11 protein-coding genes and 1 tRNA gene are annotated in these 16,970 nt (G+C 44.8%); all 12 read right to left on the bottom strand.

Annotated features, from left to right (window positions below; genetic code table 11):
• Positions 1-190: 190 nt before the first annotated feature.
• The 12 genes from AC6RV6_RS28875 to AC6RV6_RS28820 all read right to left on the bottom strand — a co-directional run bounded on the left by AC6RV6_RS28875 (position 191) and on the right by AC6RV6_RS28820 (position 16,581).
• On the bottom strand, positions 191-1,606 hold the full coding sequence (locus AC6RV6_RS28875) for a hypothetical protein (RefSeq protein ID WP_500244331.1): 1,416 nt from the start codon (positions 1,604-1,606) through the stop codon (positions 191-193).
• Between the two features lie 171 nt (positions 1,607-1,777).
• Positions 1,778-1,850: transfer RNA gene (locus AC6RV6_RS28870), tRNA-Thr, on the bottom strand.
• Between the two features lie 86 nt (positions 1,851-1,936).
• A complete protein-coding gene (gene thrB / locus AC6RV6_RS28865) occupies positions 1,937-2,893 on the bottom strand; it encodes a homoserine kinase (protein WP_500244330.1) in 957 nt (318 codons plus the stop codon).
• Between the two features lie 5 nt (positions 2,894-2,898).
• The gene (locus AC6RV6_RS28860; RefSeq protein WP_500244329.1) at positions 2,899-4,044 is read right to left on the bottom strand and encodes an SGNH/GDSL hydrolase family protein; all 1,146 of its coding nucleotides are present in this window, start codon (positions 4,042-4,044) and stop codon (positions 2,899-2,901) included.
• Positions 4,045-4,054: 10 nt separating this feature from the next.
• Positions 4,055-4,207, bottom strand: coding sequence for a DUF5989 family protein (locus tag AC6RV6_RS28855; protein ID WP_500244328.1), 153 nt, complete (start codon positions 4,205-4,207; stop codon positions 4,055-4,057).
• Positions 4,207-4,611, bottom strand: a complete 405-nt coding sequence (locus AC6RV6_RS28850) for an SxtJ family membrane protein (protein WP_500244327.1) — start codon at positions 4,609-4,611, stop codon at positions 4,207-4,209. Before AC6RV6_RS28850 ends, AC6RV6_RS28855 begins: the two co-directional genes overlap by 1 nt.
• Before the next feature lie 89 nt (positions 4,612-4,700).
• Entirely contained in the window at positions 4,701-5,441 is a 741-nt protein-coding gene (locus AC6RV6_RS28845; RefSeq protein ID WP_500244326.1) for a phytochelatin synthase family protein, read from the bottom strand.
• Between the two features lie 101 nt (positions 5,442-5,542).
• Positions 5,543-7,381 (bottom strand): carbamoyltransferase family protein, encoded by a 1,839-nt coding sequence (locus AC6RV6_RS28840; protein ID WP_500244325.1) that lies wholly within the window; start codon positions 7,379-7,381, stop codon positions 5,543-5,545.
• Between the two features lie 171 nt (positions 7,382-7,552).
• Positions 7,553-8,590: an SGNH/GDSL hydrolase family protein gene (locus AC6RV6_RS28835; RefSeq protein ID WP_500244324.1), complete on the bottom strand. Its 1,038-nt coding sequence runs from the start codon at positions 8,588-8,590 to the stop codon at positions 7,553-7,555.
• A gap of 214 nt (positions 8,591-8,804) precedes the next feature.
• Positions 8,805-14,135 (bottom strand): nSTAND1 domain-containing NTPase, encoded by a 5,331-nt coding sequence (locus AC6RV6_RS28830; RefSeq protein WP_500244323.1) that lies wholly within the window; start codon positions 14,133-14,135, stop codon positions 8,805-8,807.
• 20 nt (positions 14,136-14,155) lie between these two features.
• The gene (gene rbsK, locus AC6RV6_RS28825; protein WP_500244322.1) at positions 14,156-15,073 is read right to left on the bottom strand and encodes a ribokinase; all 918 of its coding nucleotides are present in this window, start codon (positions 15,071-15,073) and stop codon (positions 14,156-14,158) included.
• A gap of 161 nt (positions 15,074-15,234) precedes the next feature.
• Positions 15,235-16,581, bottom strand: coding sequence for a P-loop NTPase fold protein (locus tag AC6RV6_RS28820; RefSeq protein ID WP_500244321.1), 1,347 nt, complete (start codon positions 16,579-16,581; stop codon positions 15,235-15,237).
• Positions 16,582-16,970 lie beyond the last annotated feature (389 nt).

The raw sequence follows: 16,970 nt of genomic DNA, 5'->3' as shown, positions 1-16,970 counted from the left end.
TAAAAGGTTGACGTACAAGGTTCTTTTTTAAGGGCGGATGACGGGAATCGAACCCTCTAATTACCCTAAAACCCTTGATATTTCGTCTTTTCGGTCTTACTCATTCCTCGCAATCCTATCGAGTGAGTAAGAAATGAGAACGTAAAAAAAAAGAGGGTTTAACCCCCTTTTCGCTTTGCTCTGTTGACGATTAAATTTCTATTTGATAGACAACTCGTAACACCGATTTTATCGAGTTATCCTCGATATCAAAACCTTTATTTTTTAGTGCGTCTAGCGCCAAATCCAAGGGTAAAGGTTGTTTTTTGTGATTAGTCAATAGGTCTACCGTTGTACGGATATTGGAGCGTTTCTTGTATGTCTGCTCATTAATCTGAACCGAATGACCTAGCGAGCGAGCGCGTATCTCTTGAGGGATTCCCTCCCGTTCTCCTAGTTGATTAGCTAGGTGTCGGAAGGCGTAACCTTGAGTTACGGGACACCCCCACGACTCAAGCCTGTTTCTTAGTTGAGCAACAAAGCCGTCACAAATACTTTCTGGCTTGCTCTCTTTTTTTGGCTTGTAGCTTGGTAAAGAGACATTGCAAATCTTTAACCTTTCTATCATTTGTTCGCTCTTAACCATCGGCGTACAGATACGCTCACCCGTTTTAATTGTTACCCCGAAATACGTTTTATTTCCTAGTACAAGCAATAGCTCTTTGTTGTTTTTGTCGTTAATAGCCTTGAAGGTATAGCCGTCTATTGTTACTGGGTTAAACAGATTTGTAGCGGCTGCGATTTCCGTGGGTCGCAATCCGTACACAACACACATTGAGCAGACCCATAGCCAGTTCTGGCGCGATTCTCGCCATCGTTTATGAGGTAGGGTTTCTATTTCGCTATACGCCTCGTCATACCAGCTTAAAAATTCATCCAAACTGATAGATTGCTTCTTTTTGAACTCAGTTTGAGATGGATCTATTTCTGACAATTTCTCTATCAATTTATCTTTATTGGGTACAAAGTTGCATATAGACTTCAAGACGCTATATCCGTCTTTGAACTTTTTAGTTCCTTGTTTCCAACTAAATAGAACTTTCTCAAGATCTTCCCATTCTGGGTATTTGTCCCAGTTAACGAACCGCTTAAAAACATATCCGTAATAACTATTGAACGTTTTAACATCATTAGGAATTTCTTTTGACCGTTTGCGTTTCGTGTTCTTGTTTCGTCCGTTAAAGTAACCTTTTTCTATCTTTTCAAAAACTTCCCGATAAGTGATAAGATTGTTACTCATTTCTTTTTTTTCGAGAATAGTTTCGTCGTACCACTCCCAAAAATCAGAGGCATTGTCAAATCGTGTTAACGCATCTTTAACGAGATGAGATTTGCGACACGCTTCAATAACGCCATCTTCAGTAAAAGTACAATTACACGCCTTTGTAGAACGTTTTTTTGTATCGGGAAAGACGAACTGTAGCAGTACATAGTCACCCTCTTTTTGCTTTTGGTGCTTCAGACTAACACCCCTTGGGGTTTCCTTTCGTTTACGGTTGTATGTCTCTACGATCGCCTCGTAACCGGTGTATAGCCCGCCGATAGAAGGCTTTGCGGAATTACTCATTTCTTACTCACTCGATAGGATTGCGAGGAATGAGTAAGACCGAAAAGACGAAATATCAAGGGTTTTAGGGTAATTAGAGGGTTCGATTCCCGTCATCCGCCCTTAAAAAAGCTCAACAAGAAGTTTAATAACAACTTGAAAATAACTTATCTTTGAGTTTTATTTTTGAAGAGCTTCTGAGGAGACTCGAACTCCTAACATCCTCATTACAAGTGAGGTGCTCTGCCAATTGAGCTACAGAAGCAAAGTATGCACTAAACAATAGTTTAGCAAATTTCAGCTACTTTTGGGAAGTGCGATCGCCTAAAAATTCAGACAATTTCCCAACCTCTAGCGCATTCGGCGAGTCACCATTTCTCGACGACTTCTTGCCCCATTCGTATCGATATTGAGAGGGCGAGCTTGGGCGGCGATGCCTTCTGCATTCCAAGCGTCTGTCATTGCTTTCGCAACTTCTTTGGCTTTCTGGAAATGAGTTAAAGCCAATAGAGACGGTCCTGCCCCACTAATGACCATGCCATAAGCACCCGCCTCCATCGCTGCTTGTTGGACGGCTTTATAACCGGGAATGAGAATTTGGCGATAGGGTTGGTGAATTTTATCTTGTAGTGCCGTTTGCAACCATTTTTCTTCTCCTTTTTCTAACCCTCTCAAAAGCAATCCTAAACGAGAAATATTAAAGATTGCATCGCTACGGCTTACCTCAAAAGGGAGAACCGATCGCGCTTTTTCTGTCGAGAGGGCAAAATTAGGCACCGCGATCGTGGGAATAATGCTTTCGTGCCAAGCAATATCGCAAATTTGCCAACTCATGCCCAATTCAGTTTGACTGGCGGCAGCAAGGCGACATCCGCCTAATAATGCGGGAACGATATTATCGGGGTGTCCTTCGATCGCGATCGCCAATTGTAAAATCTCGGTATCGCTTAAAGGCGTTCCCGCTAATTGATTAGCGCCCAATAACCCTCCAATAATTGCCGTCGCAGAGCTTCCCAAACCTCGCGCTAAGGGGATGCTCATTTTTATCGTAATTTCGACTGGAGGCGGATCTTGATCGAGGTGTTCGTAGAGTTTATTGAATGCCTGATAAACGAGATTTGTTTTGTCCTTACTAATCAAAGCAGATTGAGTTCCCGGTACTTTAATGGTCAGAGGAGGGGCATCGGATTCCTCTCGACAGACAAAATCAAATTGATTGTATAAGGTTAAAGCAGCACCGATGCAATCAAAACCGGGACCGAGATTGGCTGTTGTTGCTGGGACAGTGGCAGAGGCGACTAGAGGCATTCGAGTTAAGGGGATGAGGAAATGCGATCCGCAATAAATGTTTGAAAAGAGTCTAAGCTAGTTATCTTATCATAAAGGATATCCCTCACCAAAATTGATTCGGCTTTTTGATAATGTCCGCCGTTATAATTCTTTCCTTGTTCGTTACCTGCTAAAAAATACGGACGAGTGTTCAAATCATTAACCGGATTCTCTGCAACGAATTGCCGGAGAACTTTTTCTCCATAACTGGTATGTTCTGGGTTTTCAACTTCAGGAAAACTGGCAAGATAAGTTAAGAGAAATTCTGCATCGTTATTGTGGGAAATCTTTTGCATTTCCAAGAAAGTTTTACTGACTAATTGATAACTGACTTCTCGACAAGAAACCGATAAATTATAAATTACATCGTCCAGCTTAAAAATAGGCAGAGTTTTCCAGCGTAACTCTTGCCTGATTTCTTGATAAGTTTCTGGTAAAGTACCAATAGGAGTATTGGTTGTTTTAAGTTTATTTTTTTTGATTTTTAATTGCGGCTTTTTATAATCTCGAAAGTCAAATCTCATTCGAAAAAGATCGTCAGAAATAAAGGCAGCAATAACCAAATTAGGTTGATAGGTCTCAATACTTTCTTTTAAGGTAATATAAATCTGATCTAGCCCATAGCCTCCTACCCCTAAATTAATAATATTGAATTGCTTATCTTTGGCTTGTAAAAGATTTGTCCAGAGGAAGGAATCATCGGTATCAATCCCAAAACTATAGGAGTCACCAACCACTAATATTGTATATTGTTCTGCATTCGGTTCGTAATCTTTTAAAGCACGATGACCTTGTTTGTTAGTCGTGTAAGTCACATCACCAATGGTAACATTAAGATTGGGTCTGGGAGTCCAGCCACGAGTTGGGTGAGTATCGTGCAATCTGGCATCGCGAATTAGCCCGCGATCGCTTTCATATCGTTTAATGAATTGAGACTTCCACCAATAAGAACCGCAAGCACTATCGCCAAATTTATCGCGATCGGAAACTTTATATAAGTTATTGAATCCCGGTAAATTTTGCAGAGGTTTGAGACTAGAAAATTGGAAAGCAATCTCTAGTAAAATCAATGTAATTAACCCAATTAAAGTATAACCTTTAAGAGTGGCGAGAAGTTGTTTTGATTTCATTCACAATACTTCAAAACAGCGTGTAAATAAAAGGTGCGATCGCAGAACCTTGAGTAAAGACAATTAATGCCCCCAATAATACCAATGAAATAATTAAAGGTGCAAGCCAATATTTTTTCCGTTCGTTTAAAAATCCCCAAAGGTCTTTCAGTAAATCTAGCATTAGTAAGGTTTCTCCATGCTTTCTCGCTGGCGTTTTTGACTACTGATACGATAGGTTTCCAACTGGCGATCGTATTTTCTCGTCATGGGATCTTTCTGTATCAAACGCATTATAAACGCCATTGGGGTCACAATTGCAAAAAAGATAATTCCCAGAATAATTCTCGAATTGATCCAAGCGAGAACTTCCGCAATTTTCATCCAGACTCGATAGATAGGTTGGAGAGCGATGGGTAGAGCGATCGCAAAAAACCACAATACGCCCCCCAATATCCACGGTAATATCGGGAAAGCATGACCCCACACCCAAGGTAAAATCAAACCAAAGAGCAAGGGAATTATCGTTCCCAAAAGCATGCCAAATTGGCGCAGTTCTTTCTTGTTTTTACTTAATCCTAAAGTCATTTCACTAATTAATGATTAATTCCGATCGCTTGAGGTAGAAAAAGGGAATACTTTTCATTTTTAAATCGACGGTCATTTTGGCTCAAGCATTACTTACTAATTAATACAAAACCCCGAGTTTTTCCCGATGTCGAATCAATGGTATTAGTGGAATGCCAAAGTTCCTCTGCACTCACCCAAATGGGCGGATATTTATATCGCGCTACATCGAGAATGAGAAAGCGATCGCTTTCCTCATGGTACGCTGCAACTGGAGAAATATGACCCCCTCTTTCTTGACCGATTTCGCTGCGAAGATAATTGACTAAAACAAAATTATTGGCTTGTCCTAAATTAGTAATAATACGCTGGCGAAACTCTCCCAATGTTATCTCTCCACCATGATAAGTTTTGGTATAAAGCCCATAACTTTGTAGAAATTGCGTTAATTCTTCTAAAGTCATTCCCTGTCGCATGACAGTTTCTGGAGGCAGCACTGCTTGCGTTTTAGGATTACTGAAAAAGTTCTCTTGAGTAAATACCCGATAAGTCCGATATTCTGGAGCTTGAGGGGCTTCAACTTCCAAAGCATTAAGAACCATCACCATACTGGCAACCCCACAATAAGCGAGATTATCTTGACTGACAAATTGGACGCTAAGAGGGAGATAATCACGTCTTGCTTGACTTTCAAAAAGGAGAGTTTCTCCCGATCGCGAATCTAATTCGATCAAGTTTTCGCTGAGAGGTAAAGTCTGCGCGATCGCCCTTCCTCCAATCAGACAGAAAACAGAGAGAGAAAGTTTACCAGCACTGACCGCAAATTGAGTCAAATATCTTTGAGTAAACATTATATTTGTATGTTAAGTTTCAATACTCGATCCAGAAATTTTGTCATCTTGAGAAGATTTTACCAAAATTAGGCAGGATTGGCACCCTACATTGAGTTCAATTAATCTAGTTCAAATTCTTTTTGCCAAGACTCATCTTTTTGCCATTGAGGTTGGTTGGTTTTTGCCAGTAAGCAATTTTCCAAAACCAAATAATCCATTTCCGTCCGCATAAAGCAGCGATAAGCGTCTTCTGGCGTACAAACAATAGGTTCTCCGCGAACATTAAAAGATGTATTGACCAATACGCCACACCCTGTTTTAGCTTCAAAATGACTCAGAAGATCGTAATAGCGAGGATTGGTTTCTGAATGGACGGTTTGCACTCGTGCGGAGTAGTTAACATGAGTAATTGCTGGCAGGGTAGAACGCGGAATTTTTAACTTTTCAATGCCAAATAATTGTTGCTGGGCTTCGGTCATAGGAACATGGAGTTCTTCTCGTATAGGGGCAACCAATAACATATAAGGACTCTGGCGATCGAGGGTAAAATAATCAGAAACTCGTTCTGCCAAAACCGAGGGTGCAAACGGACGAAACGACTCGCGATATTTAATTTTTAAATTCATAGTAGACTGCATCTCGGTATTACGAGAATCACCAATGATAGAACGATTGCCGAGGGCACGAGGCCCGAATTCCATGCGACCTTGAAACCAGCCGACTACATTTCCTACAGCCAAAATCTCGGCCAATTCTGGCATTAATTTTTTATCGTCAAAATATTGATATTTTGCTCCGATATCATCAAGATATTGACGAATTTCTTCATTACCAAAACGCGGTCCTAAATAAGTTCCTTGCATGGTATCGGTGCTGGCAACTTGGCGGGGGCGATCGCAATATTGATACCAAATTGCCAAAGCGGCTCCGACTGCCCCTCCTGCATCCCCTGCGGCGGGTTGAATCCAAATATCTCGAAAGGGTCCCTCGCGCAATAAACGCCCGTTAGCAACGCAATTGAGAGCAACTCCTCCCGCCAAGCAAAGGTAGTCGGTTTGCAACTCCCGATGTGCCGTTTTCGCCAAACGCAGGACAATTTCTTCCGTTACCTTTTGCACCGATGCAGCCAGATCCATCTCTCGTTGACTAATCTGACTTTCTCGTCGGCGAGGAGGCGCACCAAAGAGGCGATCGAACTTCCGGTTGGTCATGGTCAATCCGGTAGCATAGTTAAAGTATTTCATGTTTAACCGGAAAGTCCCGTCTTCCTTGAGATCGATAAGATTATCGAGGATGAAGTCAGTATATTTAGGTTCGCCGTAAGGAGCGAGTCCCATCAGTTTGTATTCTCCTGAATTCACTTTAAATCCAGTGTAATAAGTGAATGCAGAATAGAGCATTCCTAGAGAGTGAGGAAAATCTATCTCCCATTGAGGAACGAGTTGGTTGTTTTCTCCCAACCAAAGGGAAGTTGTCGCCCATTCTCCCACAGCATCGAGACAAAGAACGGCGGCTTGAGAAAAAGGACTGGGGAAAAAAGCGGAAGCGGCGTGGGATTGATGGTGTTCGGTGAAAAGGAGAGGTGGTAGTTCTCTCACTTTACAGTCTCCAAGGCGAGCGAGTTCTTTTTTCAAGATGGTTTTCAGGTAAAGTTTTTCCTGTAACCATGCAGACATCGCCGCAAGAAAAGAGCGAAACCCTTTGGGGGCATAAGCAATATACGTTTCGAGGAGGCGTTCGAAAGTAATGAAAGGTTTTTCGTAGAAAACAATATAATCGAGTTTTTTCAAGGGAATATCAACGGTTTGCAAACAGTAAGCGATCGCGTTACCCGGAAATCTCGCATCGTGTTTTTGACGAGAAAATCGTTCTTCTTGGGCAGCGGCGAGGATATGTCCGTCACAGATGAGAGCGGCGGCGCTATCGTGATAATAGGCAGAAATTCCGAGAATGTGCATTTTTGTTATTGGTTATTAGTGACTGGTTATTCGTTGACCTCAGATCGTAGCAGTTACGGTTGAACTGCGATCGCTTCTGAAATTGCCTACACAGAATCTGAAGGGATTTTTTTGTGGTTTGGACTTGAGAATGAAAATAAATCCGCACGAGTCAGATACTTGATTCATGATTCATTGAGTTTTGCTCAGTATGCTCTCTGAGATTTTTTTTGCGCTAATCAAGTGCATGAGTTCACTCCAATGACCATCATGTTTTAGTCTCCTTTTTTCTAATGGTAAGTCAATCGTTTCGTTGTAAAGATCGACAAAAAGTAAGTTCTGACCATTGGACAGAGAATTCAGTTTTTCACGATCGTCTTCATTCCACGGAGATGTACTCAAAACCAGAAGTAGACCGGACTTATTAAATTTCAAATACTCAGCATGAAATTCCTCGATTGTTTTTAAGGTTCTGTCCCATTGATCGGCAGTAATAATACGTCCAGTTTGTTCATTAATGGGTAGATTTTCGTTGTTTTGCAATTTTTGTGCTACTTCAAAGCTATGGCTCAATACATATAAGCGAAAATATATAAAACGATAGAGGTGAGAATAGTGTATCAAAAATATTTTGCCTAGAAAATGCAATAATCCCTTTTGTTTATTGGCCATAAATTCATCATCATTATCCGGATCGTTGCTACAGAAAAGAAGAACAATAACGTCAGGATTAAATCGATCGAAGTGGTCTTTTGCATAGGTTGTTTCTTGTAGCGTTCCCCATCCACTCACACCTGTATTTATGATTGAAAAACGATTTTTATTTTTGTTTAATATATTGGTTAAATTTGTAGCAATATGATTTTCCATATTTACACCATGACCAAACAAAAAAGAATCCCCCAGCAATAATATTTTTTTGTATTCTGGATTATTAAAATCAGCTTGATTGTATTGCTTATATCGGTGTCCTAATGAGTTGGTTTGAACGTGCATAGTGAATTTGTTCTTAAAAGCTCGATATTTATACTTTTGCTGAAAATCCTCTTTGATTAAATGTCCATATTTTTTTGAAGATTTAAACCAACGCATTGAATCTGATTGCGGATAAAAAATTCTCAGACCAATTTCAGCAAAAAGTAAGGGAATAAGCGATGAAACAATAATTGTAATAACTGGAAAAATGTATTTTTTGTTCGCACTACACTGTTTTTTTTCACTATGGGACATTAAACTTTTCCTCCCTTAAAGGGCTAACTCTATATTTAGGCTCGGGTCTGCTGGATAAAACCCTCGTTTGCCAAAATCATAGGATACATCTCAGAGAGAATCACTTATCATTAAGAAATGTCAACAGAAATTTTGCGAGGCAATGCTATTCTACCGAACATAGTAATCCATTAGCTCTCGCCTTTATGCTTCTGTACGGTCAATCCACAAAACTCTATCGATGTTTATGGCACAAGGCCCGATCGCTATCTTGAACCATGGCGCTATGACGTAAATAATCTCCCAACCACCGGCAACTTTCGGCAACCAGAGCCTCTAAATCCAAAGAGCGAATTCTCACAGTACCATCCTTACCAGCCGTAGCGATCGCTCCTCCGTCCAAACTCCAACTCACCCCCACCACTTCCCCTTGATGGGCCTCCCACGTGGTTAATAAAGTATCGTTGGCGTGCCATAATTCCACATCGTTATCCCAAGAAACCGTGGCCAAAAATTTTCCCGTGGGATCTACAGCAAAACGGCGGATACTGTCGGTATGCCCCTTGAGGCGACCCAATAAGCGATCGCGATCGCCCCAAAAAGAGATCGCATTATCATATCCCCCCGCCGCCAGAACAAATTTATTATTCGCGTCCAGTCCATTACCCGAGGGCAAAAAATGCAAATCCATAATCCAATTCCCAGAATCAGACAAAGGCCAGGGATTTAACCCCGAAAAGCGCCCGCGATCGTCGCTTTGCCACCAATACATTCCCTCCTCTCCTCCCGTCACTAAAATATTATCTTCGGGGCTAAATGCCACAGCATGAACGCGTTGGCGATGGCGTTGTAGGGTTTCTTGCAATTTTCCCTGACGAGTCCAGACTTTGACTTTGCCATCCCAACTACCCGAAACCAAAACCCTCGAGTTCGGACTCCAAGCCAAATCCGCCACGCGCTCTTGATGTCCTTGCAGGCTGGCTTGTAATGCCCCCAAACGGTTCCAAATTTTGACTGTACCATCCCAACTACCCGAAGCAAATAGCGTCCCATCTGGAGCAAAACTCAGAGATTCGATCGCTTGAGTATGGGCGGGAATGCTCATTAATTTCTCGCCCTCGCGAGTCCATAAGCCGATTTTGCCGTTTTCCCCAGCCGTCACCACCAATTCTCCCTCGGGGGAAATAACCACATCGCGAATGCCCGACTTTTCCTCGATCGCGGTATCTCCTTCTCGATCGCGATAGTCTCCCTCTCGTAAAACCAAACGAGCATTACCGTTTAAGTCCCACAATTTAATTGTTTTATCGAAGCTAGAAGAAGCGAGAAGCGTACCTTGAGGATGAAAGCGCACTCCTGTTACCCCATCTCGATGCGAGGCAAGTTCCTCTAAAAGATTGCCCTGTCGATCCCAGAGTTTAATCGTGCCACTGTGACCGGCAGAAGCGATCGCCTTCCCATCGGGACTGAAACGCACCGCCAAAACGCCCTCGGGGTCGGCTTTGAGGGTTTGGCGTAAATTACCGTTTAAATCCCAGAGTTTAACCGTACCATCGCGACTGGCAGAAGCGATCGCCTTCCCGTCAGCACTAAAGGAAACATAAGTTACCCCTCCACCATGCCCTCGAAAGACATCGAGCAATTGTCCGGAAATACTCCAAAGCTGTACGCCGCCATCATTCCCCGCCGCCGCGAGAAAGCGACCATCCGGACTAAATTCCACCCATTGTACCGATCCCGCTTCGGCACTCAGGGTCGCGATCGCCGCTCCTGCAATCGTCCGCAAGCGAATCGTGCCATCTTTACTTGCCATTGCCAAGGTGCGACCGTCCGGGCTAAAGCGAACATTATAGATCGCCTCGTCCTCTGTTTTAGGTGAGGGGCGAAACGCGATCGGATTGGGAATGGCAATTTTTTCCTCGGCCAGAGAATCGCAAGGACGAGGACTAACGCGACCCTGTGCAAACGCCGGCAATGTCCACAGTCGCACGCTACCATCCAAACTACTAGAAACAACGCGCAACGCTTGGGCCGTTTGATACAGGTCAACGCTGGTAACGCTATCTTGATGACCGTTGAACGTTGCGAGTAAAGCCCCATTCTCGCACCACAACTTCACGGAGCGATCGTTGCTGGCACTGGCCAAGAAACGACCATCGGCAGAAAAGGCAACATCCCAAATCACTTCTTTGTGACCGTAAAAGCGATTGCGCTCTTTTATCCCGTGTAATGCTCCCTCGAGGGCAGAGATTATCTTAAATTGAGCGATCGCATCAATCTTTCCTTTCGCATTCAAAGGGAAGATTTGTTGTTGTTTTTTGACTTCCCTCAACTCCCGATGAGTCGGAGGGATGACGGATGCTGGAGCATTAGCGAGGGATCGCCGTAAAGACTGACCGGCTCTCAATGCTGCAAGGAGGGCATCAAATCTGCGTCCAGAAACAAAGAGAGATTCTGAAGCCGCACTTTCAGCCAATAAATTGGCCTTAATGAGTTCCTGTTGGGCGCTTTTTTGTTGTTGGCGGGCGTGCCATGCTGAAGATACAGACAAGAGCGCTAAAATTGTCATGGCAACCCCCACCAATGAGGCTTTAAAGCGCTGTTGGCGCTCCTGTACCAGTTCCTGTTGCTGGCGTTCGAGACTGGCTTCAATTGCTCTCGTAAAATGTTGGCGATATTGTTCGCGAATGGGAGTTACAAAATAATCTCGCGCTAACTGATAGCGATCTTCAGGATCTTCGGGGAAGCGAAAGACCAAGCGAGAATTGACGAGAATTTCCAGAATAGAATCTAAAACTAAAGAGGAACTGATAACTGATGACTGATAACTGATAACCGATAATAGTTCGCTTTTGGTCTTCAGAGGACGGATGCTCTTTTCTGCCGTGAGAGTAAAGAGAACGCGCCAAGCAATATCTTGATTCTCTCTGCCGCAGTCGGCGACGATCGCCAATAGCGATCGCGTTACCAAAACGGTTTTTGGGCGTTCTCCCAAGGCCAAGTAATCATTGAGGGTATCAATGCGATCGCTTTGTAGTTGCGAACCGACGAGATGAAGTTCGATGGGGCGGACTTTGCCGCCCTCTCGAGCCAAGTCGTCAACGAACGCATTGATAAGGGTGGGTTCGAGGTGAAATTGGGAATTTTCCGTGAGATGAACGATGGCGTTGCGAGTTTCTTGCGGGGTTAAATCTTTGAGACAATAGCGATTGCGGCGATCGAGAAGATTGTTATCAATGGCAGCGAGATCTACGCAAGTTTCGATTTCTAATAGGTGATGCAAATAATCCTCGCGAATGGAGAGAATGACCTTAACAAAAGGAATCGCAAGAGCATCTCGTAAAAATTCGTAAAATTTTTGACGCTGTTCGATTTGGGGACAGAGGAAGAAAAATTCCTCGAATTGGTCGAAAATCAAGAGGGTAAAGAAGCGATCGCATTGATGCGATCGCAACTGCTGTAAGATTTGCCAAGGTTCTGCCGAGGTCACAAGAGGCGGCTCGGGGGATAAAGCGCTGGTGAGAGCTTCGTCAAAAAGGTGGCAAAGCTCGCGTTCCCAATGGCGATAGGTGGCTTGTAAAATGGGTAGAGCATTGCGAGCGGCAATGGGTTTTTCCTTGAGGGTGGCAAGCAAACATCCTCGCAAAAGGCTGCTTTTGCCGACCCCAGAAGCCCCGTGCAGGATAGTGAGCTTGCGATCGCGACGGCTGAGGGTTTCGAGAAGCTCTTCAACAATTGCTTGACGACCCGAGGCGGCGATCGCTTCTTGGGAACGGCGATCGATAACATTTGCCCACAAACTGCCCCCGAGGGCAGTATCGGGATCGCTGAGGGGATACAAGCCGTGAAAGGCACGCAAGCCGCAATAATGTTCGACGAATTGTCGCTCTTGTTTGAGGGCAAAGGCTTGTTTGTATTGTCGATTTTTGCGATAAAGCGATCGCAATTCTTCTAAAATCTCTAAATACAAGCGCTCTTTATCTTGATTGTCGAGATCGCCGTCATGGGATTCTCCGAGAGTCGTCGAAGCGGAGTTTGACCAACGATCTAATAACAGTTGGCGAGCATTCTGCAACTGTTCGATGGCGAATTGGTTTTCCCCTTGACAATGTTTAACTCGGGCGAGCAAAAGTAAATAGCTGGCTCGATCTTGGGGTCGGGGATAAGGGGCATGTCGCAGGCTGTTGAGGGCTTGTTGGGCAAGCGTTTCCGCCTGTTGCCACTCCTTGCGTTCTAAAGCAACTTTGGCCAGAAATCCATAGGCGCGAGGGTACAGGGTTAGAGATTGGCGATCGCTAAAACAGTTGAGGGCATAAAGGCTTAGACCTTTGAGAGCGCTCCATTCTTTCAGTTGCTGCAAAACTGCTCCCAACTGGACGATCAACCCCGCCGCAAAATCTGGTTTTTGCTTGACGGTAAAAATTTCCAAACTTGCCCCAAAACATTTTTTTGCTTCTTGCCAAGCCCCTTCTGCATCGGCGGGATTTTGTTGTGCTGCCAAACAATGACATAAACCCAAGTGAAAAAGGAGCAACCCTTTTTGCTCTAAAAAAGGGTTGGTAATATGAAGGCGGCGAGGGAGGGTTAAAGCGCCTGCCCTTTCTGATAGCTCCGAGACCTGATTCCGCTTTCTCTCACTGCCTGCGGCCAGGAGCCAATTGCCAATACTCCAATATTCCGTTCCCTGACACCAAAATTTCAGGCTTTTTTGGAAATATTCCAAGGCTTCCTCGAGACAGTTTTGCTGATAGGCATCTCGCCCTAAAATAAATTGCCAAGTTGCTTCGCTGACAGGATTTAAACGTTTGGGCAAGGGAAACTGTTCGCTGCGGGCGCATTCTAATTCTCGACGAGTGCGGCATCCCGGTGCGAGATCGAGGGCTTCGTTGGGTAAAAATTTTGCGGATCCTGCGGCCAGCAATTGTTGAAAGAGGTTGTCGGTGGTTTGCCACAAAAGAGTTGCCGACTCGCTGAGAGGAAGCTCGAATTTAATGGAAGCTGCTGCCCAGCTTCTAAAGTCAGGGGCAAGGCGTGCGAGTTGTTGCAGCAGATCGTCCGTTACCCAAAAAATAACAGGGAGGGAAAGATGCTTGCGAAATTCATCACGGACTTGATTGGCAGCTTGAAAGAGGCGAGCGGGGTCTTTGATGCGTTCTAAACCAAAGACCACGAGGGCGCTGGGAGGAGCAGGGGTATTAGAGGAGTGAGGGGAATCAAGGGAGTGGGGGGGAGTAGGGAGAAATAACGGCCAAACATTTTTGGGCGGCTGGTTTTCTGCGAGGAATTCCTGTTGGCTTTCTGCTTCTAAGGCATTGAGGAGAGGTGAGAGGAGGGTAGAAATGGAGGGGTTGAGGTGCAGCGCTCTGAGAGGGGTTAAATCTGGCGATCGCAAAAAAACAGCCTCTTGAAACTGCTGCCAAATTTGTTCGCGCAGTCCCTGATAGTTGCAGCGCACTAAAATCAAAGCAAATTGTCCCTGTGAAAACAAGAGCGCTCTTAATAAGGTAGAAAGCGATCGCTCATTAATTGTTCGAGCTGTTTCTCTTTTTCGCGAGCGATTACCCATTACCCATTACCCATTACCCATTACCTATTACCCTTCAGCGCTTGGAAAAATGTCTGGCGATCGGGCAGAGATGATTGAGCGCCCGGTTTGGTGACGGCAAGGGATCCCGAGATCGATCCCCATCGCACGGCTTCGGCAAGGGATTTCCCTTCCGCGAGGGCAACGGCAAACGCCCCATTAAAAGCATCTCCTGCTGCGACGGTATCCACCGCCTCAACAAGAGTTGCTGCCTGCCAAAATGATTCTGCTCCCACGCACAATGCCCCTTGTTCTCCCAAGGTAATAATGACGGTTTTTACGCCCTTCTCTTGGAGGGCTTCTGCGGCTTTTTGTGCCGTATCGCGATCGCTGACTTCAAACCCGACGAGTTGACTTGCTTCAAACTCATTCGGAGTCATGATATCTACTAAAGCATAAAGCTCTTCGGGGAAGGTATCCGGAATCGGTGCGGGATCGAGAATAGTAAAAATCCCTGCCTCCCGAGCGACTTTTGCCGCTTTTACGACAGTCTCTAGAGGAATCCCCAATTCGAATAAAGCAACTTTGACCCGACCGAGCAGACTTTGGAAATATGCGACTTCTTTTTCTCCAACCATTCCATTCGCTCCTGCCGCGCAAGCAATGGTATTTTGCCCACTTTCGCTCACGACAATGGAAGCGACTCCCGAATGGACCTTGGGGTTGATGGAAACACCATCGGTATTTACCCCTGCAACATTGAGCGCCAAGAGTAGAGTTTGGCCAAAATCATCCCCGCCGACTTGTCCGACGAAATCAACGGCTTGACCGAGTTTAGCCGCAGCAACGGCTTGATTTGCGCCTTTGCCACCAAATGCCGAGAAGAATTCGTGACCCATTAATGTTTCTCCCGCACTGGGCAAGCGAGGGGCTTTGATCACTAAGTCCATATTGATACTGCCAAGGGCAACAATTGTCATGGAATTTTTGCAATGGGGAGGGTGAGGTGCAAGGTTTGAGGTTGAGGAAAACCGATGACTCTGACCTGAATGCAGAGACGGAGACATTGCCGATAATGTCTCCGCAACGTTCTCCGTAACGTTCGATGAATGGTAACGCCCCAAACCCCATACTCTACACCCTACACCCGATCGCGCTTGGGAGCAACGGCGAGGACTTTTTGAAATCGCTGACTTTCTGCCAAGGCGGGATTAATGCCAAACCAACGCCCGCGATCGTCTTGATATTCAAAGACAAACATGCTTCGCAAGAGCAGTTGATATTCTTGTTCGCCGCGTACTTTTTGTTCCCGGACGACTTGTAAAATTAAGTTCCATTCGTGGTCTTCTAGGGCGAGGAGAATATCTTCGCGATAGTTTTGAATTACGCTTTCGACACAATCTCGATCGATGGGTGGGTCTTGCTGGCGCAAACAAGTATAGAGCAAGCCGAGAAGGTTGCGGACGTGACCGCCACTGACGCGGCACAATCGATCTAGGGTTTGAGCGCTATCGAATACTTCTGAGATTAACTCGAGCCGCTTTTGAGGCTCGAGTTCGGGAAAAGCACGGACGAGGAGGAGTTGTCGCAATAAGGCCATGCCTTGGGGATTATCTCGGCCTTCTCGAGTGCAGGCGGGAATCATGGGTAAAATAATGGGTGCAACTCCACCTCCCAAACGGTTTTTTAGAGTTTGGTATTCGTTAGAAAAAATCAAGGCGAGGGGAATGGTATAAACCATATGGCAATTGAGTCGCCCCAGTTGAGAACCGCGATCGATGAAGAGGTATTCGGGGAGCGATCGCTTGGGGGTAATTTGTCTCGGGGCAATGCGATCGAGGTTATCGACAATGGCGACGAGTCCTTTTTTTCCCCGCGCTTTCAGTTCGCGATCGGCTAATTCTAAGACTTCTTCGTTAATTGCCCGCAGAATCCTCTCGCTACGCGGTTCGAGAGACTGCTTGAGTTGTTCGCGCAGTTTGGGATTTTCTTTGGTTTTGGCGGTAATACGAGCAATTCCTAAAGAAAGTTGAGCCTCTGCGTCTAAATCGATGGAATTTTGTAGGAAACTTTTGACCTCTTTAAATAAGTTAGTAAAGTAAGGCGCACTCAGTTGAATGCCAGCAGTTTTTTCGAGAGAATCGCTGACGGATTTGGCAATGGCCATGAGAATATCGCTGATATTAACATCGGCCATATCTAGATCGCGACTGGATTCAAAGTAAACAACATGATAGTTTTGTTGTTCCAAACGTGCTTTTAAACGCAATAACTCTGTCGATTTGCCACACCCAATATGTCCGCTAAACAGTTGACAGGTTGGCTCGTCAGGAGAAAGGCGAACGATCGTTCGCTCTAAGGTTTCGACTACCTTTCCACCCCGAACCGAGGAAAAGTCAATGTAATAAGGACGCTCTAAGGGATTAGCCAGATCGATAGTTTTACTGGGATTGCACGCTTTAAAAAACGGAAGTAGATGCAATGTCATATCCTGATAATTTGTCTCGATGCACAGCCTATCGATTTATTTATGACGCATTCTTGGCGATCGGTAAACCATCCCCATGCCCTCCATCCCAGACTCTCTGGAGTTAAAACCAGCAATTTTGCGGAGGCTATTTTTCTATTTTTCTGTAAACAATACTGTAGACAGAAATTAGAAAGCGGTAGTCCGTCAGATGTAAGGATATAATATTAAAAGCCGAAATTATCAGTCTAAATCAATGCAGGTTCATATCTCTGAAAAAAGCGGCGCGTTCCCTAGGGAACGCGCACTAAGAAAAAAGGAAGATTAACGATTCAATGTGATGAAATGTGGTCATTTTGACTTCTCCCCCTCCTCCGCTTCGCTAAAGGAGGGAGATTCTTAAGTAGTTC

It is taken from the genome of Spirulina sp. LEGE 11439 (assembly GCF_059821285.1).
The sequence above is the reverse complement of the archived record's forward strand: the minus strand, read 5'-3'. Positions and strand labels throughout refer to the sequence as shown.

Coding starts and splice junctions, on each gene's coding strand:
- AC6RV6_RS28875 (WP_500244331.1), bottom strand. CDS start 1,606: ATGAGTAATTCCGCAAAGCCTTCTATCGGCGGGCTATACACCGGTTAC.
- thrB (WP_500244330.1), bottom strand. CDS start 2,893: ATGCCTCTAGTCGCCTCTGCCACTGTCCCAGCAACAACAGCCAATCTC.
- AC6RV6_RS28860 (WP_500244329.1), bottom strand. CDS start 4,044: ATGAAATCAAAACAACTTCTCGCCACTCTTAAAGGTTATACTTTAATT.
- AC6RV6_RS28840 (WP_500244325.1), bottom strand. CDS start 7,381: ATGCACATTCTCGGAATTTCTGCCTATTATCACGATAGCGCCGCCGCT.
- AC6RV6_RS28850 (WP_500244327.1), bottom strand. CDS start 4,611: ATGACTTTAGGATTAAGTAAAAACAAGAAAGAACTGCGCCAATTTGGC.
- AC6RV6_RS28845 (WP_500244326.1), bottom strand. CDS start 5,441: ATGTTTACTCAAAGATATTTGACTCAATTTGCGGTCAGTGCTGGTAAA.
- AC6RV6_RS28855 (WP_500244328.1), bottom strand. CDS start 4,207: ATGCTAGATTTACTGAAAGACCTTTGGGGATTTTTAAACGAACGGAAA.
- AC6RV6_RS28820 (WP_500244321.1), bottom strand. CDS start 16,581: ATGACATTGCATCTACTTCCGTTTTTTAAAGCGTGCAATCCCAGTAAA.
- rbsK (WP_500244322.1), bottom strand. CDS start 15,073: ATGACAATTGTTGCCCTTGGCAGTATCAATATGGACTTAGTGATCAAA.
- AC6RV6_RS28830 (WP_500244323.1), bottom strand. CDS start 14,135: ATGGGTAATCGCTCGCGAAAAAGAGAAACAGCTCGAACAATTAATGAG.
- AC6RV6_RS28835 (WP_500244324.1), bottom strand. CDS start 8,590: ATGTCCCATAGTGAAAAAAAACAGTGTAGTGCGAACAAAAAATACATT.